Raw genomic sequence first — 18,492 nt, forward strand, 5'->3', positions numbered from 1 at the left:
GCGGCTTTTTTCGCGCCGTCACCCCTCCAACGCGCGTTCCACGGTCGTGTCCCGGGTGATGGTGTAGGAGCGTTGGCTCCTGGCGGGTCAGGCCGCCGCGTCAGGCTGGCACGACCGAGAGCCTGACGTGGCCAGTATCGCTGACAGCGGCGACGGTCTGCAGGGTCATGTAGCGGGAGCGCTGGGTGGCCCATTCGTCGGACTGTTTGAGGAGGATGGCACCGACAAGCCTGACGACGGCCGCCTCGTTCGGGAATATGCCAACGACATCCGTCCTGCGCTTGATCTCGCCGCTCAGGCGCTCGATGGAGTTCGTCGAGTGCAGCTTGGCCCGGTGCGCGGTGGGAAAGCTCATGTAGGCGAGCACGTCCTCCTCGGCGCTGTCCATCAGCGCGGCGAGCTTGGGGACCTTCGGGCGGAGCTGGTCGGCGACGGTGCGCCACTGCCGCCTGGCGCCTTCGGCATCCGCCTCTGCATAGGCCGTTCCGATCCAGGCCGAGACGATGCGGCGCTGGGCCTTGCCAGCATGGGCCAGGGCATTGCGGGCGAAGTGCACGCGGCACCGCTGCCACGTCGCCCGCAGCACCTTCGTCACCGCCGCCTTCAGGCCTTCGTGGGCGTCGGAGACGACCAGCTTCACGCCACGCAGCCCGCGGCGGGCCAGGGTACGCAGGAAGTCGAGCCAGAAGGGCTCCGCTTCCGAACTGCCGACTGCCATGCCGAGGACCTCGCGCCGTCCATCGGCATTGACGCCGACTGCGATGGTCACGGCGACTGGCACGATCCGCCCGGCCTCGCGTGTCAATGCTGAGGCCGATTTCCGCAAAAGCGCTGGCTGAAAATTCCTCAGTTTGGCTGGTGGCTACGTCGCGGCGGTGAGGTCGCCGGTTCGGAGCTTGGGTGGCCTGCCGCGCCGCCGTGGTGCCGGCTCGGCCGAGGCCATGGGCCGGGCTGAGCCGGTGTCTGGCAGCAGGTCGGCGTGGCGGCGCAGGCGGTAGCTGGCGCCCTCGATGCGGACGACGATGGCGTGGTGGAGGAGCCGGTCGAGCAGCGCGGTGGCGACGACGGTGTCGCCGAACACCTCGCCCCATTCGGCAAAGCCGCGGTTGGAGGTGAGGATCATGGCGCCGCGTTCGTAGCGGGCGTTCACCAGTTGAAAGAACAGGTTGCCGCCGCCGGCGACCACCGGCAGGTAGCCGATCTCGTCGACGACGAGGAGCTGCGGCCGGCAGAGAAACCGGATCCGCTCCCGCAGGGTACCCTCACGCTCGGCCTTGGCGAGCGAGCCGATGAGCTCGGCGAGGGTAGTGAAGTAGACGCTGCGTCCGGCCTGGACGGCCTCGACGGCGAGGGCGATGGCCAGGTGGGTCTTGCCGCAGCCGGGCTGGCCGAGGAAATGGACGACCTCGTGGCGGCTGATGAAGTCGAGCCCGGCCAGGGTGAGGATGCGGTTGCGGTCGAGCGAGGGTTGGAACGCGAAGTCGAACCCGGCCAGCGTCTTGATGGTGAGCAGCCGGCCCATCTTGAGGGCGGCCTTGACCCGGCGGCCCTCGCGCAGGCTGAGTTCCTCGTCGAGCAGGCTGTCGATCGCCTCGAGGGCAGAGATCTCGCCGCGCTCGAGCTGGCGCAGCAGGTGCTCCAGCACTTCGAGGGCGCGTGGCATGCGGAGGCCGACCAGGTGGCGGCGGATGCGGTCGAGGGTGGCCGGCGCGGCGGTCATCGCGCTGGCTCCGCGGCGGCGAGCCTGCGGCCGACGGCCTCGTAGATGGCCAGCGACCTGGGTGTCACGCCGGCGGGCGGTCCTGGCGGCGCTGTGGCTCCATGCCGAGGCGTGGTGCTGTTGTGCGGTGGCGGCAGGCTGCGATGGCCCTCGGCAATGCGGCGCCGGCCGCGGCCCTCGAGCACGGGGTGGACGGCGATGAGCCGGCCGTCCTCGAGGATCCGGACCTCGGCAGCGGTGACCTGCACCTCGACGGGACGGCGGCGGGTGCCGTCTGGGACGGAGTAGAGGTTGCCGCCGACCGAGACCATGCCCTCGTGAGAGATCCGCCGCTCGAGGCGGAGGACGGCGTTGAACGGCCCGGCCGGCAGCGCCTTGAGGGCAGGCCGCTCCTCGGCGAAGTGCTCGATGACGACGCGCCCGGTGGTGCCGTGCAGGCGGCGGTTGGCGACCTGGTCGAGCCACTGGGTGAACTGGGCGTTCAGATCACCGAGGTTGCGAAAGGCTCTGGCCAGGAAGAAGTCCTCGCGGACATAGCGGAACGGCCTCTCGACCTTGCCCTTGGTCTTGGCGCGGTAGGGGCGGCAGGCCCTGGGCAGGTAGCCGTAGTGGCCTGCCAGGGCGAGGAGCTTGTCGTTGTAGACGATGCCGCGCGCGTCGACCTCGCCGAGGACCGCGGTGCGCATCCGGTCGTAAAGGATCTGCTCGGGCACGCCTCCGAACGCCTCGAAGACGGCGACGTGGCAGCGCAGCACGGTGGCGAGGTCCTGCTGGGCGACGAAGCGGGCCCACATCATGCGGCTGTGGCCGAGCACCAGGGAGAACAGCCAGACGATGCGCTCGGCACCGGGCTCGTCCTCGAAGCGGACTTTGAAGTGGGCGAAGTCGACCTGCGCCTGGCGCCCTGGCGGGGTCTCGAAGCGCCGCTCGAAGGCGGGAGCGGCCGGCGGCCGGATCGTGCGCAGGAAGTCGGTCACGGTGGAGTAGCCGCCGGCAAAGCCGAGGTCGCGGACCTCGCGCCATAGTCGCCGGCCGGTCAGGTCAGGAAACTGGCCGATGCGCTCGCGGAGGAAGGCCTCGAACGGGCCGAGCGGCGACGGGGTCGGCTCACGCGGCTTGTAGGCTGGTGGCTCCAGGCCGCGTGCGATGTAGGTGCGGATGGTCTTGCGGTCGCGGCCGGTGCGGCGGGCGATGGCCGAGACGGTCAGGCCTTGCCGGGCGAGGTCCAGGATCATGACGAGCTCCCCAAGGGTGACCACCGGCTGCTCCCACGATACCGGAGGGCATCCTGGGGCATGGCCGGCGCTGCCCGTGTGCCCGGGGGCGCGCCCCCCGGGCACGGGCAGTCGCGCTGGACTGGGGAATTTTCAGCCAGCACTTCCAGGGAGGATTCACCCAGCCGCTACATCGCGGACCTTCACGTAGGTGGCGTCGAGCCAAAGGTAGGGCCAGTCGCCCTCGATGGGGCGGGCGAGGAAGTCGCGCACCCGCTCGTCGATCTCGGCGCAGAGCCGAGAGACCTGGCTCTTGGAGACGCCCTCCATCCCCATGGCCCGCACCAGGTCGTCCACGGAGTGGAGTCGAGATGCCCTGGACGTAGGCTTCCTGGATCACCGCCGTGAGCGCCTTCTCGGCCGTCCGCCGGGGCTCGAGGAAGGCCGGAAAGTAGGAGCCGCGCCGGAGCTTCGGGATCCGTAGCTCGACGGTTCCCGCCCGGGTCTGCCAGTCCCGGTCCCTGTAGCCGTTGCGCTGCACCAGCCGGTCGGGGCTGCGCTCGCCATGGGCGGCACCGGCCAACTCGCCCACCTCGAGCTCCATCAGCCGCTCGGCGGCGAAGCCAATCACCTCGCGCAGGAAGGACGCGTCGGCAGACTTCTCCAAGAGGCCCCGAAGGGCCATCGTCTCGTCGGTCATCGTGGCTGGTCCATGGTCCAGGGGTTGTTGGTCTCAGCAACCCAACCCTAGCCAGGACCATCACGATGGCCGCCACCCGTCACGGCGGCGACCTCCTACACCACGCCCAGGGGCACGACCGCCGAGCGTGCCGCTTCGCGCAATGTCAAGAAAGATCCTGACGTCACTCCATTCCACCGCAGCCACCCGCACAAAGCTAAACAGCGAAAGTGCAACTACGTCCCTCGAAGCACAAATCGAAGCTCCTAGATTGCAGCCATCGCTTAGCAGCGTGTTATCCCGGGGATACGCCGGCCCCATAGGTAACCGGCTTGGATTAGGAAGTGTGATCTTGGCCGCAGGACCCAAAGAAAGCTCGTCCGGACTGGACAGGGAAATCTTCCGAAGCGATCACAAAATGCAGTGTATTGTTCCTATCCTGTAAATGACGCTTTCGATTATGATCACGATGCTGATGACCTATGCGGGCGATGAGCAAACGCTGTTCGACCGCGGTCATTGGATCAATTTGCACGTCTCGCTCGTGCGGGAAAGCTAGGCTCTGTTAGCGCCTGAACGCTGCGGCGTTGTTGGCGTTGGGCCGCCTTTGTGAAGGGGCGGCAGTGGTTCTGAGAGCCCATCCGGAAAGGATTGGATCGCCTGAATCGGATGTGATTCGCTGTTCCTGCGGGCGATTCGCGGGAGGAGACGGATGGCATGGACGGCGGAACATCGGCGTGCGGCGGACCGGCGGGGGCTGCGCTATCCCTCAGATTTGACGGATGCCGAGTGGGCGCTGGTTGCGCCACTGATCCGGCCAGCGAAGCACGGCGGCAGGCCCCGCAAGGTGGACGTGCGCGAGGTGTTGAACGCGGTGTTCTACGTGCTCTCCGCCGGCTGCCAATGGAGCGCGCTGCCGAAGGACCTGCCGCCGAAGAGCACGGTTTGGGATTACTTCTCGCGCTGGGAATGGGAAGGCACCATCGAGCGCATCCACCACGCGCTCTACGTCGCGGTGCGCGAGGGTGCCGGGCGTGAGGCCAGCCCGACGACCGCGATCATCGACAGCCAGACGGCGAAGGGCGCGCAAAGGGGGCTCTACGCTCGACCCGTCCGGCTACGACGCGGGCAAGAAGGTCGTCGGCCGCAAGCGCCACCTGCTGACCGATACCATCGGCATGCTACTCGCGGTCATCGTGCATCCCGCCAACGTGCAGGACCGCGATGGCGCCGAGCCGCTGCTGCGCCAGGCGCGCAGGCTGTTCCCCTTGTCGAGCGCATCATCGGCGATGCAGGCTATCAGGGGCCGAAGATGGCCGCCGCCGTCGCCCGCACCGGTACATGGAAGATGGAGATCGTGCGACGCTGCGATAGGCACCGCTTCGTCGTGCTGCCGAAGCGCTGGATCGTCGAGCGCACCATCGGCTGGATCAGCCGCAACCGGCGGCTGGCCCGCGACTTCGAGCGGCATTGCCGCATCGCCGCCGCCTTCGTCCGCATGGCCATGATCCGCATCATGCTTCGACGGCTGGCAACAAAGCCCTCAGCATGAACCCAAACTTCCCGGATGGGCTCTGACAGATGAGCAATGGGCTGTGCTGCGAGGCCGCTGGTGGAGGCGTGCCGCCCGCACGCGAAGGTCCCGCCGAGCAACCTGCGGCGGACACTCTCGGCCATCATCGGGCGGCACACGAACGGGGCGAAGTGGCGCGCCGTGCCTGAGGCGTTCGGGCCGTGGTGGATGGCGGCGCAGACCTTCATTCGCTGGTCGCGCCTTGGCGTGTGGGAGCGACTGCTCGCCGTGGCGCAGGCACGCGGCGTCGAACTCGGCATGGCCTTCCTCGACGGCACCTCGATCCGCGCTCACCAGAAGGCGGCAGGGGCGGCCAAAAGCCGACACTTCGGCGCAGCGGGGCGCAGGTGAGGCGCTTGGCCGTTCTCGCGGCGGCTATGGCACCAAGGCCTGCGTGATCGCCGACGGGACAGGCCGCGCGGTTGCCTTTGCTCTTGCACCCGGCCAGGCGCACGAACTGCCCCATGCCATCCCGCTGCTCGCGCGCCTTCCCGGCGTGCCGGTCTGGGTAGTGGCCGACCGAGGCTACAGCAGCCACACCTTCCGCCAGCACCTCTGGGACCTCGGGGCGCGGCCCGCCATCCCGCCGAAGATCAACGAGGTGACCGTCGCCTGCCCGGCGCCCGTCTACGCCAATCGCAACCGCGTCGAGCGCCTCTGGGCGAGGCTGAAAGAGTGGCGCGCCGTCGCCACCCGCTACGAGAAGACCGCCGCATCCTTCCTCGGCGTGCTCTGCCTCGCCGCCACCGCCGACTGGCTCAGGCGCTAACGGGGCCTAGAACGCGCGAAGACGCTGCTTTCGCTTCGTGCGATGCCGATTTCCCAAGTGGCTCTTGTCTGCTGTTTTTCCTCGCAATCAAACTTCACCCGCGCTTTCCGACGAGCAACCGGCTTTACTCCAGAAACTTATCGCCGCGAGGCCGTCTTGACGCCTTGACGCCTTGACGCTCTGCGTTAGCCTTCAACACAGGCAGAATTCAGGCGCTGCCCAAGGTCCACGAATGCTGGGCGCAGAGCAGCTGCCTACATGCCAGTGCTGCTCTCACGATGCTTCCAGCAACTGCGTGCCTGCTGGCCGGCACTGCGGCTCGGTATCTGGCCGCAAAAAGTGGCTGCTGCGCTTGATGGTGGGCAGGCCGCTCCAGCCTGACCAGCGCGCGGCGCAACACCACCCTGTCGACCGCCAGACCCACACCGCCGGCGGAAGCCCTTTATGGCCAAAGTCAGTAGGGGCTTTTATCCTGCACGAGACGAGACTTTCCGAGCAGCCAGTCAATTCGGTTTCGGGCGCGACGGCTCGTGCTGGGTAAGGTTTTCAACTTGGAGGGCGCCGGATGCCGTTGCTGCCCGATTTCGAAGCCTGGGCAATCTTCGCCAAGGTGGCCGAGAAGGGTTCGTTCAGCCATGCCGCCGAAGAGTTAGGACTGGCCAAGACCACGGTGTCGAAGGCTGTCACCCGACTGGAGGAACGGCTGCGGACGACATTGCTGCACCGGACGACACGCCAACTCTCCCTCACCGAAAGCGGTCGGGTCTCGCTGGAGCGAGCGGCGCGCATCCTGTCAGACGGGGTTGCAGTGGAGGCAGAGATCCTCGAGGAGGCAGCAATCCCGCGCGGCCTCGTCCGCATCGCCAGCACCGTCGCTTTCGGGGTAGCCCAGCTCGCACCGATCCTGCCCGCTTTCATGGAGCGTTATCCGGAGATCGAGATTGATCTCTGCCTGACCGATGCCCGATCGGACATCGTGGCCGAAGGGTTCGACTTGGCGCTGCGCGTTGGGCCGGTTGCGGATTCCTCGCTGCAGATCAGCCGGCTTTTTCCTTCCGGGTGCCGGTAGTCGGCGCCCCCGCCTATTTCGACCGGCATGGCCGGCCGCGTGACCCGGGCGATCTGGCGCACATGCCGGCCCTGGTCTTTACCCACATCCTTGGGGCCGAAACCTGGCAGTTCAGCCACCCGGAGCATGGCGCCTGCACCGTGCATGTTGACGGGCGCATCCATGTCAATAATGGGGTCGCCGCGATCCCGGCGCTGGTGGCCGGCATCGGCATGACGGCGCTGCCGGAGGCCTATGTGGTGCAGGAGTTGCGCGACGGACGCCTGGAGGCCGTGCTGACTGATTGGATGGTGGCGCCAGCAGCGCTGCACGTTCTGAGCCCGCCCGGCCGCGCTCGTCCAGCCCGGGTGCGCGTGTTGCTGGACTTTCTTCGTCAGCATTTCGCCGCACAACCCTGGGCCGTTGGGATCGAGACCTGACACGTCGAAGCGTATTCATGCCGCCGTGGGTGATCAGTTTGCGAGCGATGTTCAAGCGGGAGACATCAGCGCCGAAGCAGGTCAGCGCCTTGGCGAGCTTGGTGGCAAGGCGGGTCATGGTCGTAGCTTTATTCATACAGGATTACGCGAGACTGAGGGCGGGCGCACCGCGCATTGCATCGGAGAAGGGGCAGGCATTCCGGGCGCGGTGGAGAAGCTCCGCGGCGGTCCGGTCCTCAATGCCAGGCAAGTCGGCCGCAAGTGCCACCTCAAGGCCCAGCTCCTCGCCATCCTCGCGGAGGCGAAGGCCGATGGTCGCGGTGACGTTGCTGTCGGCCGCGATGTCAATCCCGGCCTGCCCAGCCACCCGCCGGATCGCCGCCAGGAAGCAGGCGGCATAGCCAAGGGCCAGAAGCTGCTCCGGGTTGGTGCCCGGGCCACCTCCGCCGCCTAGCTCTTCCGGCGTCGCCAGCGTCACGCGGAGCCTGCCGTCGGGCGTCGCCGCCGCGCCAGTGCGTCCGCCGATCGCTGTGGCCTGCGCCTCGTAGAGCGGGGCCATTGCCGGGCGGCTCATGCAGCCGCCCGCTTCACCGCCGCCGGCGTCGCGCGGAAGGCGATGGCGAGCCTGTTGTAGGTGTTGATAAGGCCGATCGCGATCGTCAGCTCGGCGAGTGAGGTCGGATCGAAAGCGGCAGCGGCCGCGGCGTAATCGGCATCGGGGATCGCAGTGTCGGCGACCCGCGTCACCGTCTCCGCCCAGGCGAAGGCCGCGCGCTCGGCCGGGGTGAATAGCGCCCCCGCCTCGCGCCAGACCGGGACCAGCGCCAGGGTCTCGGTGCCGACACCGCGCTTCAGCAGGTCCCGCATGTGCATGTCTATGCAGTAGGCGCAACCGTTGATCAGGCTGACGCGAAGATAGACGAGGTCGACCAGCCGCGGGTCGAGGCCGGATTGCAGGACATGGCCATAGAGCTGACCAAGTGCTTTCACCGCGGCGGGTGCGGCGGCGGTGTAATCCATACGTTGCGTCATGGCTTGGTTCCTTGTGAGACCCGCTGGCTCGGCTGCCGGCGATGCCCAAGGAATAGAGGGATGCCCGCCAGGGCATTAGACCCCATGCGGCACCAGTGAGGTGCCAAAGAGGGCGATAATCCCGCTCCCTCCGCGCGGCCTACCTTCATGAGGCCCGCTGCCGGGCACTGGAGGATCTCCCGATGCCCGATGCCGCCATGGCCCTTGCCCCCTCGCCGGGATTGCTCCGGGACACGTCCGGTCCGGAAGGCCACGCCCCGCGGCGCCTGGCGGTGCCGCTGGCCGGCGTCGTCGCGGTCGCGGCGCTTGTGGGCCTAGCCTCGGTGCGCTGGGACGCTTGGCGGAGCGAGGCCAGCCTTCAGGTCACCGACAATGCCCTGGTGCGGGCCGAGACGACCCGGCTCAGCGCCCGGGTCGCAGGCAATGTGGCCCGCGTGCTGGTTGCGGATTTTCAGCGCGTCCGGGCCGGCGACCTGCTGGTGGAGATCGCGCCCGAGGATTACGAGGCGCAGACCGCGCAGGCCGAGGCCAGCGTCGCCGCCGCCCGTGCCGCGCTCGACAATCTCGGCAACCAGGTCGCCTTGCAACGGGCCGGCATTGCCCAGGCCGAGGCACAGCGCGAAGCGGCGCTGGCGCGGCAGCATCAGGCGGCGCTCGAGTTCGGACGCCAGCAGGCCCTCGTTGCCTCAAGCTTCGGCACGCGGCAGAAGCTCGAAGCGGCGACCGCCGACCAGGACGCCGCCTCCGCCGCATTGCAGGCCAGCGAGGCACAAGTCCAGGCGCAGCGCCGCCAGATCGACGTGCTGGAAGGCCAGCGGCACCAGCGTGAGGCGGAACTGCAGGCCGCGCAGGCCAACCTCCAGGCTGCCCGGCTTCGCCTCGGCTATACCCGCGTGGTGGCGCCGGTCGACGGCGTGGTCGGCGAGCGCGCGGTGCAGCCAGGCGACTACGTCACCGTCGGCAGCACCCTGATCGCCGTGGTACCGCTGCCCGACGTACATGTCATCGCCAACTACAAGGAAACCCAGCTGACCCATGTGGCGCCGGGTCAGCCGGCCGACGTGACCGTGGACATGTTTCCTGCGAGCAGGCTGCGCGGTCATGTGGAGCGGCTCTCCCCGCAAGCGGCGCGCAGTTCGCGCTGCTGCCCGCTGACAACGCCAGCGGCAACTTCACCAAAGTAGTGCAGCGCATCCCGGTCCGTATCGCCCTCGAGCCCGGTCAGCCGCTGCTCGCTCAGCTGCGGCCGGGCATGTCGGTGACTACCACCATCCATGTCGGGGAGACCGCCGATGCCAGCCGCTGAGCGTCCGCCCGTGCCGGCCTTCAGCGTTGCCGCGGTGCTGCTGGGCTGCTTCATCGCGGGCTTCCATACCCGGCTCTTCGGCATCGGACTCGCCGACCTGCGCGGGGCCATGGGGCTGGAGCCGGACCAGGGCGCCTGGCTCTCCACCGTGGCGCTGGCGCCGCAAATCCTAGTAGCGCCGGCCATCACCTGGCTGGTGACCTGCTTCGGACTGCGCCGGGTGCTGGTAGGCCCGGCGCTGGCCTATGCGCTGCTCTCGCTGCTGATCCCCCTGGTCCGCGACTACCCCACCCTGCTGGTGCTGCACGGCCTGCACGGCGCGTTGCTCGGCGCCTTCGTGCCGGCGGCGCTGATGGTGATCTTCCGCAACATGCCGCAGCGGCTCTGGATTGCGGGTATCGCCCTCTACGTCTTCCGGGCCGGTTTCACCCTCAATGCCGGGATTGGGCTTACTGGCTTTTATGCTGCCCAGCTCGGCTGGCAATGGATCTACTGGCAGGACGTGCTGCTGGCGCCGCTGATGGCCTGGCTCGCCTGGCGGGGTGCGCCGCGGGTGGCCGTCGACCGCGTTCTGCTGGCGCAGGCGGACTGGGGGCGGCATGCTGCTATTCGGCAGCGGATTGACGATGCTCTATGTCGCGCTCGATCAGGGCAATCGGCTGGACTGGACGGGATCCGGCACCATTCTCGCCCTGCTGGCCGGCGGTGCGACGTTACTGGCGGGCTTCGCCGTCAACGAGGCGCTTGTGCCCTATCCTTGGGCAAGCCTGCGCGTCATCGCCTCCCGCAACATCGCCCTGATGCTGGTGATGGGGTTCTGCTTCAGCCTACTCAGCATGTCGAACGGGCTGCTGGTGCCCAACTTCCTCATCGTGGTCCGGCAGCTGCGGCCTGAACAGGCCGGCTGGCCGCTGCTCCTTGGCACCGCGCTGCCGATGATCGCGTTGGTACCGTTAGCGCTGCTCGCGGCGCGCCGCCTCGATGCCCGCCTGGTGTTGATACTGGGCCTCACGGGCTTCGCCCTCGCCGCCTGGCTCGGCACCGGCCTGACGCGGGACTGGACAGGACCGGATTTCCTGACTGTCGCCCTGCTTCAGGCCTTCGGGCAGAGCTTCACCTTCCTGGCGCTGATCCTCTACGGCCTCGGCAACACCAAGCCCGCCCAGGCCACCGCCTTCGTGGCCTATATCCAGGTTGTGCGGCTGCTCGGCGTCGAGTTCGGGCAGAGCCTGCTCGGCACCTTCCTCCGGGTGCGGGAGCAGGTGCAATCGAGCCAACTCGGGCTCAACCTCACCGGAGGTGGCCGCCTGGCGAGCGATGCCCTGGCACGGCTGGGCGGACATTTCGCTGCGGATGGCGCTGGCGCGGCGCAAGGACGGGCGCTCGGTACACTGGCGGCGACAGTACAGCGCGAGGCTTTCACCCTGGCCCATATTGACGCCTTCCGGCTCAGCTTCTGGGTAGCTATCGGCGCCCTTCTGCTGGTCACCTGCATGGGCACCTCGCCGCCGGGTCCATTCGCACTCGGCGGCGTCCGGCAGACGTCGCCAGAATAGCGGTTCTGTCAGAACTCGCGCCGATCTGACGGCATGTGGCGGCGGCCGAGTTCAGCCTACGCCGCTGCGAGAATGGTGAGCACACTGGTGGCACGACGGAGGTGAAGCAGGCGACGACGGCTGGCAGAGACGTATTGGTTGTGGCGGGTGCAGGGGCGAAGCAAGTTGCGGAGCTTCGTCATAGCTGCGGCAGAAGCGCTCCGCTGATGCGAAGCTCTTGAAACCCCGCATACATTGCGTGCGCCCTTTCACGCCCCGATGGTCCTGCTCCATTTTGTTGTTTTTGTATGCGCTGGTCCGGTGCTCGACCCGACGACCGAGCGTGGTGCGAATCGCCCTCGGATAGGAGCCGTGCCCGTCGGTGGTGACCTGGTCGGGTGTCACGCCCGTGACTGCCTTGGCCGAGCGGAAGAAGGCCTGGGCCGCCGCCATGTCGCGGTGCTCGCTCAGCATGGTGTCGACCAAGCTGCCGTCGCGGTCGATGGCCCGGTACAAATAGGTCCAGCGACCACCAACCTTCACATACGTCTCATCCACGTGCCAGCGGCGGCCCCGGGCACCGCCATTGCCCCGGCGGCGCCGACGAAGCTGCTCGGCCAGTGCCGGTGCGAGCTTGGCCTCCCACGCGCGGACGGCCTCGTGGCTGAACACGATGCCGCGCTGGAGGAACATCTCGGCCAAGTCGCGCAGGGTCAGGCGGTAGCGCAGCCGCCACAGCACCACCAGCGCGATCACGTCCGACGGGTACTGGGCTTGGTTCAGCCGGGTGCCGGAGCGCTCGTTGAACTGCTTGCCGCAGGTCCGTCAGCGGAACCGGCGATAGCCCTGGGCGGTGCGCTCCGGCCGCTCAGTCACCGCGGCCGAGCCGCAGGCCACACAGTCCATCCTCGTCCTCCACCTCATTGAGCAGAAAGCCGGAGCCTACCGGCTCCTACCCCGGCCCGCCAAACAGGCTATTTGGCGCGAGGTCTGACAGAACCGTCCCAATCCGCTCCTCGGCCTGCCTCGGCTTCGCAGAGCCGGATGACCAGGACCACGCTGTCCGCGCCGTCCTGTGTTCGGGGTCGCCCGGCAACGCAGTTTCCCTCGAACAGGCGCGCCGCCGCCGGGAACAGTGGCGGCAGCTGGACTGCACCTGACGGCCCGGCGGCCCAAGCGCCGGGGTGGACCAGTCCTTGGCCCCAGGGGCAGTCGACGCTCACCGCTCCGCCTGCCGCGCGATCTCGCAGGTCGTCCGCCGACGATGACCGCCCCCGGCGGCTACCTGCCTGGAAGCCTGGGTGCCAATGCGAGCGCGAGCGGTAAGGTGGCCAGCGCAGTGGCCGCGGTCGCCGCCGTCGCCCAGGGAACGCCTACCGCGTCGCCGAGCCAGCCATAAAGCACGGGGAGAGGGCACCCGAGCCGATCGTACCCGTGTAGAACATGGCGAAGGCCCGCTCGGTGCGCTCCGGGGAGGTCAGTTCGGGCACGGTGCCGTAGAGCACCGACGAGGTGCCGTTCAGCATCACGCCGAGCAGCGGCAGAAGGGCGAGCGCGGGGACGAGGGGGAGCGCCAGCACGCCGAGGATGGCGAGCGCCGTCCCCGCCTCGGTGGCCAGGACGGTCCGGAGCAGACCGATCCGCGCGCCAAGATGGCCGCAGGCGAACTTACCCGCCGCCCCACCGAGGAACACCAGCGCCAGCGCCAGGCCAACGGTCGGCAGCCCCGCGCCCTTGGCCTTGAGTAAGAAGGGCAGGAAGGTCAGCAGGCCCATGCGGACCGCGCTGTCGAGCACGCCGATCCCCAGCAGCAGACTGAAGCCACCCCGCCCCGTCCCGCGCCCGGCGACGGACGCCTTCGGCAATGCTGTCGTCGGGCTGGACGGCAGCGGCAGCACGAGGATCACGAGCACCGCGCAGGCGATGCCAAGTACCGCGAGCAGACACAGTGTGGGTCGCCACGGCAGAAGAGTGAGCAGGAAGGCTGTGGCCGCGGGGAGGGCGGCTTTGCCGAGGTCGCCGGAGAAGTTGTAGGTACCGAGCGGCCCTCTCGCCTGCTCTCCGTAAGCGCGCGCGACCACGGCCGACGCGATCGGGTGCTGGGTGCTCGAACCCGCCCCGGAAAGTGCCAATCCGACGACCAGCCCTACGATGCCGCCCGAACCCCCGGCGATGGCATAGCCCAGCGCTGCCAGCAGCGTGCCCGCAGCAAGGGTGAACCGGGCGCCGGGCCTCCGCTGCGCGATGTGCCCGGCCGGAATCTGCAGGCCCGCCATAGCTCCGGTGTAAACGCCGCGCAGGGCTGCGAGGGCGGCGTAGTCCAGGCCGAACTCCGCCTGCCAGACGGGCAGAAGCAGGTAGATCAGATCGGTGTAGCCGTCGTGCAGGGCGTGCGCCGTGCATGCGACGATGAGGCTCCGCCGGGCGGTGTCTGGCGTGCCCGGCGTACGCGTTGCACCCGAAAGCCCGGCTTCAGCGGAGACCGACACGCATCCTCCTTGGGCGGCTCCGCGCTATTCAACTGCTCCGGGCGATGACGCGGAAGATGGATCTTCACGTGCTGGACGTCCGTGCCGGGAGGTCCACAGGTATTCCTTCTGCTTCTGACAATCGGTGCTTCGGTTGCAGGAAGCGGATAGCCCGCCCGCCGTGGCCAGTGAGCGTGAAGTCCGGCGGTATCAAGCGTTAGGCGCGGACCACAAGGATTCCTCATCGCGGCAAGCCGTGGGGCTGAGCGTAAGCTGAGGTGAACAATGGGTACAGCAGGCGAAGCATCCTACCTCCTGATCTTGGCATGCGAACGCGGTGCAATGGAGCGGCACGTTGCCAAGAAAAGGGCGAGAGGAATCGTTTCGTTCAGTTGATGGAGTGAAGTGCGTCGGAGCGCGGATTTTCTTTTTCTGGCCGAACCATGCCGCTGGGCGTCAGGCTAATGAGACCTGTGCGCGGATGGGCCGGAAACGCGTATAGAGCGGCGGTGCGGGCATATGCGCGCCTTGAACGCCATGGTTCGTGCCGATCGCGGCTCTGGGTCGGACCGCCAAGGTGCTGAAGGCAGACTCCTGCCGCTTCGGGCCACGGCGGCGTGCAGCAGGGTGAGCGTGCGGCGCAGGTTGTAGGACACGGCGGCGAGGCGGACCTGCAGGCCCGCCTTGGCCAGGCCGAGCCATCGCATCCGGGCCAAGCCGTAGCTGCGCTTGCAGGTGCCGAAGACCTTCTCGACGCGGCAGCGGATGCGCCGGACAGCGGCGTTGTGCGCCTCCAGCCGCGCCAGCGGCTCCGGGCCGCCCCAGGTGCTGGTGCCGTTCGTCCACGGCACGCCGCCGCGGGCGCGGATGGTGGCTTCCGCCCTGCGGCCCGAGAGGGCGTTGTCGGCATAGACCTTGCCCGGATCGTCCGGCAGCACGGCCGCCAGTTCGGCCGCATCGTGCACGTTCGCCGTCGTCACCTCGACACCACGGATCAGGCCCGCGCCTTCGTCGGTGGCAACATGCACCTTGTAGCCGTGGGTCGGCTTGCGGCGGCGATGCCCGGCCCATCTGGCCTCACGGTCCCGGCGGACGCTGGCCGAGGGAATGAGCGTGGCGTCCACCAGCGTGCCGGTCCGCATCAGGACGCCCTTGGCCTCGAGCTGGCGCGTGACGGTTTCGAAAAGTACACGATCCAAGCCCTTGCGGACCAGCACGCCGCGGAAGCGGACGAAGGCGGTCCGCTCCGGCGTGGGTTCGTGCGCGGCGAAGCCGCAGAAGCGGCGGAAGCTCGCGCGGTCGTCCAGCGCCTCGGCCAGCCGCACGTCGGAGAGGTCGTGCCAGATTGCCAGCAGCAGCGCGCGGAACAGCGCCAGCGGCGGCCAGCCGGGCTCGCCCTTCGCGGCTGCTGAGATACCGGCCAGGTGACGATCGACTTCGGCCCAGTCGAGCAGCGCGGCAATCTCGGTCAATGACGACGCCGTCCCAGGAGCCGGACGCGCGACGAGATCCTCCTGCCCGATCCGCCGCCGTGCCATGCCAACCTCCGCCGTCAATACCGACAGCAGAATCAGGCCCAGCAGCGCGCGTCCAAACACATCCGCGCACAGGTCTCATGAGGCGCTATCTCGTTGGCGCGGGTTCTCGGCCCAGAAACATGTTTGCCCGCATGGTTCCCCATGTATGGCGTTACTCTCTGACCTACAATCATGGCGCTTCTCACAAGCAAGCGGCGCTTTCATAGCCGCGCCTTATGCGGTCGGCTGTATGCCTTTGAACGTGTGTGACGAATTCACCTTCCGTGGCGCGGACGACAACGTGCCTCGCGTCGCATCAATGATCATGTCCCGCTTCGCCATCAAGGAACTCGGTGAACAACACCGCACATTCAGCCGGCTCCTCCAATGTCGGGAGGTGACCGCACTCTGGCAGGATGTGAAAACGCGCACGCGGCAATGCATCGGCGAGCGCTTGGCCCACTGAAACCGGCACGATCTGATCAGCCTCTCCCCAAAGCACCAGCGCTGGCATCCGCAATGCCCCGAGCCTGGACGTGATCTCGGCCCGTGACCCTAACGCACGTGCCTGAGCCGCGCCTGCCGTGCTGCCAATCCGCCGAGCCATAGCTTTGAACGTCTCTGCTGCCTCCGTGGCCTCCTTCGGCACAGCCAAGCTCGCCAACATGTCGATGACGGCATCGAGCATAGTTTCCAGCCCACCAACCAGTTCTTGCACATTGGCGTCCGGCGCCGCCGGGTTACACCCCATGAGCCATAGTGCTATTACTCGATCGGGTGCTGCATGTGCGACTTCGAGGGCAATGCTGCCGCCGTATGATGTGCCAGCGATGACGAAGGTCTGGGGTGCCTTGGCCAACACTGCCTCGACATTGGCCTGAATTGTCGGCTCTGACATAACCATCACCTGAGCCTGTATCGTCTCGCCCAACTGGTCGATTACCTCACGGTACATCGCGTCATCGGACAGTAGCGCGGGGATAAAAACGACCGGTGTACGTGTGGTGGACATGAGGGTGCACTCGATGCGGGCTCAGGGTGATGGAGCACTCAGGTAAGCTGAACTGCCCCGGATTTATTGGGTTTTCTACCGTTCGCGTTGAGCCCTCGGCGTCAAAGCGTCTTTAGGTACTCCAACAGCGCTTGCTTCTCCGCCGGCTTCAAGATGGCACCAAATTCATGGCCGCAGCGGCTATTGCCGGAGTTGTGGTCGCTACAGTCGGTGGTGCGCAGCACGAAGCTGGTCTGGGTCTGCTGCCTGGCCAGGCCGACCGTCGCCAGATCGTAGGCCGGGCCGACTGCGAAGGTCGCCGGCCGCTCCGCTGCCGGATTTAGCAGATCCGCTAGTGTTGGTACTGAGCCGTTGTGCAGATACGGCGCAGCCGCCCAGATGCCCTGCATGACGCGTGATTCGTAGGCAGCACCGGGTGACGCGGCCACCGCCGCCGCTTGTTGCGGGGCCGGATAAGCGCCCTGCAGGCTTGTGGCCTTCGCCGCCGCCGCCGGCGTCGATACGCTTCGGGGTCGCGCGGCGCCACCATAGCCAGCTTGCCCTGGCGCTGCAGGTCCGCCGCGAAGGGCGCCTGCAGGATGGAGCCGAATACCGCAGCGCCGAGCAGTTGCACGGCGGTCTCCTCGGCCTTCAGCGTACCGCCGAGCGGGGCCATGCGGCCCTCCAGCACGCCGGATTTCGCGGTGCGGGCCAGCAGGTTTACCTCGCGGCTGTCGGTGCCGACATCCTGGATTGGCGTCGCCCAGGTCTCCTCAAGCCCGCGGAAGGCGCCAGGTCGGATACCGTGGCAAGACTGACAGCCGCCCTGTCCGGCGTCACGCGCGAAGATCGCCGCGCCCTGGGCCGCCAGCGCTTTGTCTATCGGGAAGGGATAGCGCGGTGGGCCAATCTGCTTCAGCAGGGTCTCCAGCTTGAACAGGCCGTCGAAGTTGGCGGAGTTGTTGGAAACGTAGTTGACGCCGAGCAGCAGGACCTTCGGCTCCCGCACTGGGTGGAAGGTGGCAAAGACGCCGAAGACCTGGCCCAGATTCCGCGCGAGGGCGAGCACGTCGTTGCCGTTGTCGGCGAAGCCCGGCCACTGCGTTTTGTCCTGGCGTGCGGAATTCCAGAGAAAGGGATAGCGCACCGGCGCATCCGCGACCCGGATGTTCTCGGGGATGATGAAGTCAGGTGGTGGGCCGAGATCAAGGCCGGTGAGCCGGTTGAAGATCATCGCCACTGCGTCGAGCCGCGCCGGACCCCAGGGCTCCTGCGGCAGCGAGCGCGAAATGATGTTGTGGTAGCGCCGGTACCAGCGATCAAGCTGCTCCCTAAGCGCCACCTTGTCGGCCGACGCTGGCTGGTTACCGAGCACGGACACCGCGAAGGTGTCGAAAGCGACTGGGTCGCTGGTCAGCGTCCCCACCGCCTTGTCGAGATCGGCTAGAAAGGATTGGAAGTCGGCAAAGGCTGGGCCGCCGTCGATGCGATAGGCCTTGTTGTCCACCGCGATCTCGCGCGTGTGGCAGGCGGCGCAGGTCATGCCGACCATGCGGGCTCCCGGCGGGCCCGCGACGCTGAAGCCGACAGGCAACACGGTGGTTGGGTCCTCGCGGTTGGGCAGGTAGCCATAGCGAGACAGCTTGTCGGCCATGAAGGGCTGGCCATCCGCACCTTTCAGCGCCATGAGCCAAGCTGCCGGCATGAGTTGGGAGCCCTGGTCCTGGCTGTAGAACTGCGCGCGGGCTGAGGGCGTCCAGGCTGCTCCCTGGTCGATGCTGCCGGGCGCTGGCGTAACTGCGTCCCGCGCTGGGGCGCACCCGGCGAGAGTGAATGCAACACCGAAGGCCATGAGGGTTGTCCGCATGCCTGCCTCGCTCCTCCCAGTGGGCGGGACAGCGAGGCCCCGCCGGCGGGCAGGCTAAGTCGTCGGCAGTGTAACCATCAACGAGAATGGCTCCGCTTATCTGATACCGCCGCATGTGGCAGCGATGGCGAGGAACCCCGCCGGCTGAACGTCGGCAAAACGGCCCTATACAAGGCCCACAATGTTCCACACGCCCCTCCCCTCCCCTCCCCTCCCCTCCCCGATCGCGTCGCCGGCGGGGTCTGCCGCGGCCGTTCTCGCTCCCGAAATGCGGTCTTATCAGAGGTGAGGCCGCGGTGGCTCAGGCGCGGGAAGCGCCCAGTGCGCGTGTTA

14 protein-coding genes and 5 pseudogenes are annotated in these 18,492 nt (G+C 67.7%); 7 read left to right on the plus strand and 12 right to left on the minus strand.

What is annotated here, in order from left to right; translation table 11 throughout:
• Nucleotides 1–100: 100 nt before the first annotated feature.
• The 4 genes and pseudogenes from ACQ86J_RS18120 to ACQ86J_RS18135 form a co-directional block, all read right to left on the minus strand.
• Nucleotides 101–799 (minus strand): annotated as a pseudogene (locus ACQ86J_RS18120) (IS256 family transposase); the annotation flags it as partial.
• A 63-nt stretch (nucleotides 800–862) separates the two neighbouring features.
• Nucleotides 863–1,720, minus strand: a complete 858-nt coding sequence (gene istB, locus ACQ86J_RS18125; protein WP_431272173.1) for an IS21-like element helper ATPase IstB — start codon at nucleotides 1,718–1,720, stop codon at nucleotides 863–865.
• Entirely contained in the window at nucleotides 1,717–2,979 is a 1,263-nt protein-coding gene (istA, locus tag ACQ86J_RS18130) for an IS21 family transposase (protein ID WP_431272174.1), read from the minus strand. Before istA ends, istB begins: the two co-directional genes overlap by 4 nt.
• 150 nt (nucleotides 2,980–3,129) lie before the next feature.
• Nucleotides 3,130–3,634 (minus strand): annotated as a pseudogene (locus ACQ86J_RS18135) (transposase); the annotation flags it as partial.
• A 691-nt stretch (nucleotides 3,635–4,325) separates the two neighbouring features.
• Here ACQ86J_RS18135 and ACQ86J_RS18140 point away from each other — a divergent pair.
• From ACQ86J_RS18140 to ACQ86J_RS18155, 4 genes and pseudogenes are all read left to right on the plus strand, one after another.
• Nucleotides 4,326–5,165: pseudogene (locus tag ACQ86J_RS18140) on the plus strand (IS5 family transposase).
• 22 nt (nucleotides 5,166–5,187) lie between these two features.
• Nucleotides 5,188–5,955: pseudogene (locus ACQ86J_RS18145) on the plus strand (IS5 family transposase).
• Between the two features lie 42 nt (nucleotides 5,956–5,997).
• On the plus strand, nucleotides 5,998–6,123 hold the full coding sequence (locus tag ACQ86J_RS18150; protein WP_431272175.1) for a helix-turn-helix domain-containing protein: 126 nt from the start codon (nucleotides 5,998–6,000) through the stop codon (nucleotides 6,121–6,123).
• 397 nt (nucleotides 6,124–6,520) lie between these two features.
• Nucleotides 6,521–7,443 (plus strand): annotated as a pseudogene (locus tag ACQ86J_RS18155) (LysR family transcriptional regulator).
• 142 nt (nucleotides 7,444–7,585) lie between these two features.
• On the opposite strand, the gene ACQ86J_RS18160 reads toward ACQ86J_RS18155, so the two are convergent.
• Together ACQ86J_RS18160 and ACQ86J_RS18165 are read right to left on the minus strand one after the other, a co-directional pair.
• A complete protein-coding gene (locus tag ACQ86J_RS18160; RefSeq protein WP_431272176.1) occupies nucleotides 7,586–8,017 on the minus strand; it encodes an Ohr family peroxiredoxin in 432 nt (143 codons plus the stop codon).
• On the minus strand, nucleotides 8,014–8,475 hold the full coding sequence (locus tag ACQ86J_RS18165; RefSeq protein WP_431272177.1) for a carboxymuconolactone decarboxylase family protein: 462 nt from the start codon (nucleotides 8,473–8,475) through the stop codon (nucleotides 8,014–8,016). Before ACQ86J_RS18165 ends, ACQ86J_RS18160 begins: the two co-directional genes overlap by 4 nt.
• 182 nt (nucleotides 8,476–8,657) lie before the next feature.
• Between ACQ86J_RS18165 and ACQ86J_RS18170 the strand changes: the two genes are divergently transcribed.
• The 3 genes from ACQ86J_RS18170 (at nucleotide 8,658) to ACQ86J_RS18180 (ending at nucleotide 11,337) form a co-directional block, all read left to right on the plus strand.
• Entirely contained in the window at nucleotides 8,658–9,659 is a 1,002-nt protein-coding gene (locus ACQ86J_RS18170; protein WP_431272178.1) for an HlyD family secretion protein, read from the plus strand.
• Between the two features lie 108 nt (nucleotides 9,660–9,767).
• The gene (locus tag ACQ86J_RS18175) at nucleotides 9,768–10,676 is read left to right on the plus strand and encodes an MFS transporter (protein WP_431272179.1); all 909 of its coding nucleotides are present in this window, start codon (nucleotides 9,768–9,770) and stop codon (nucleotides 10,674–10,676) included.
• On the plus strand, nucleotides 10,618–11,337 hold the full coding sequence (locus ACQ86J_RS18180; RefSeq protein ID WP_431272180.1) for a hypothetical protein: 720 nt from the start codon (nucleotides 10,618–10,620) through the stop codon (nucleotides 11,335–11,337). The genes ACQ86J_RS18175 and ACQ86J_RS18180 overlap by 59 nt, the downstream gene beginning before the upstream one ends.
• Before the next feature lie 51 nt (nucleotides 11,338–11,388).
• On the opposite strand, the gene ACQ86J_RS18185 is transcribed toward ACQ86J_RS18180, so the two are convergent.
• From ACQ86J_RS18185 to ACQ86J_RS18210, 6 genes are all read right to left on the minus strand, one after another.
• Nucleotides 11,389–12,072: an IS6 family transposase gene (locus ACQ86J_RS18185; RefSeq protein ID WP_431272181.1), complete on the minus strand. Its 684-nt coding sequence runs from the start codon at nucleotides 12,070–12,072 to the stop codon at nucleotides 11,389–11,391.
• Between the two features lie 617 nt (nucleotides 12,073–12,689).
• On the minus strand, nucleotides 12,690–13,805 hold the full coding sequence (locus ACQ86J_RS18190; RefSeq protein WP_431272182.1) for an MFS transporter: 1,116 nt from the start codon (nucleotides 13,803–13,805) through the stop codon (nucleotides 12,690–12,692).
• Nucleotides 13,806–14,245: 440 nt separating this feature from the next.
• Nucleotides 14,246–15,340, minus strand: coding sequence for an IS5 family transposase (locus ACQ86J_RS18195; RefSeq protein WP_431272183.1), 1,095 nt, complete (start codon nucleotides 15,338–15,340; stop codon nucleotides 14,246–14,248).
• 277 nt (nucleotides 15,341–15,617) lie between these two features.
• The gene (locus tag ACQ86J_RS18200) at nucleotides 15,618–16,313 is read right to left on the minus strand and encodes an alpha/beta fold hydrolase (protein WP_431272184.1); all 696 of its coding nucleotides are present in this window, start codon (nucleotides 16,311–16,313) and stop codon (nucleotides 15,618–15,620) included.
• 101 nt (nucleotides 16,314–16,414) lie between these two features.
• Nucleotides 16,415–16,702, minus strand: a complete 288-nt coding sequence (locus ACQ86J_RS18205; protein WP_431272185.1) for a hypothetical protein — start codon at nucleotides 16,700–16,702, stop codon at nucleotides 16,415–16,417.
• Nucleotides 16,645–18,159, minus strand: coding sequence for a di-heme-cytochrome C peroxidase (locus tag ACQ86J_RS18210; RefSeq protein WP_431272186.1), 1,515 nt, complete (start codon nucleotides 18,157–18,159; stop codon nucleotides 16,645–16,647). Before ACQ86J_RS18210 ends, ACQ86J_RS18205 begins: the two co-directional genes overlap by 58 nt.
• Nucleotides 18,160–18,492: the final 333 nt, after the last annotated feature.

The organism is Dankookia sp. P2, from assembly GCF_050632255.1.
In the GTDB taxonomy this organism is placed as follows: Bacteria; Pseudomonadota; Alphaproteobacteria; order Acetobacterales; family Acetobacteraceae; genus Paracraurococcus.

Excerpts from the sequence above, each read along its gene's own strand:
- ACQ86J_RS18175 (WP_431272179.1), top strand. The coding sequence starts at position 9,768 with ATGCCAGCCGCTGAGCGTCCGCCCGTGCCGGCCTTCAGCGTTGCCGCG.
- istB (WP_431272173.1), bottom strand. The coding sequence starts at position 1,720 with ATGACCGCCGCGCCGGCCACCCTCGACCGCATCCGCCGCCACCTGGTC.
- ACQ86J_RS18180 (WP_431272180.1), top strand. The coding sequence starts at position 10,618 with ATGTCGAACGGGCTGCTGGTGCCCAACTTCCTCATCGTGGTCCGGCAG.
- ACQ86J_RS18160 (WP_431272176.1), bottom strand. The coding sequence starts at position 8,017 with ATGAGCCGCCCGGCAATGGCCCCGCTCTACGAGGCGCAGGCCACAGCG.
- ACQ86J_RS18200 (WP_431272184.1), bottom strand. The coding sequence starts at position 16,313 with ATGTCCACCACACGTACACCGGTCGTTTTTATCCCCGCGCTACTGTCC.
- ACQ86J_RS18205 (WP_431272185.1), bottom strand. The coding sequence starts at position 16,702 with ATGCAGGGCATCTGGGCGGCTGCGCCGTATCTGCACAACGGCTCAGTA.
- ACQ86J_RS18170 (WP_431272178.1), top strand. The coding sequence starts at position 8,658 with ATGCCCGATGCCGCCATGGCCCTTGCCCCCTCGCCGGGATTGCTCCGG.
- ACQ86J_RS18210 (WP_431272186.1), bottom strand. The coding sequence starts at position 18,159 with ATGCGGACAACCCTCATGGCCTTCGGTGTTGCATTCACTCTCGCCGGG.
- ACQ86J_RS18165 (WP_431272177.1), bottom strand. The coding sequence starts at position 8,475 with ATGACGCAACGTATGGATTACACCGCCGCCGCACCCGCCGCGGTGAAA.
- ACQ86J_RS18150 (WP_431272175.1), top strand. The coding sequence starts at position 5,998 with ATGCCGATTTCCCAAGTGGCTCTTGTCTGCTGTTTTTCCTCGCAATCA.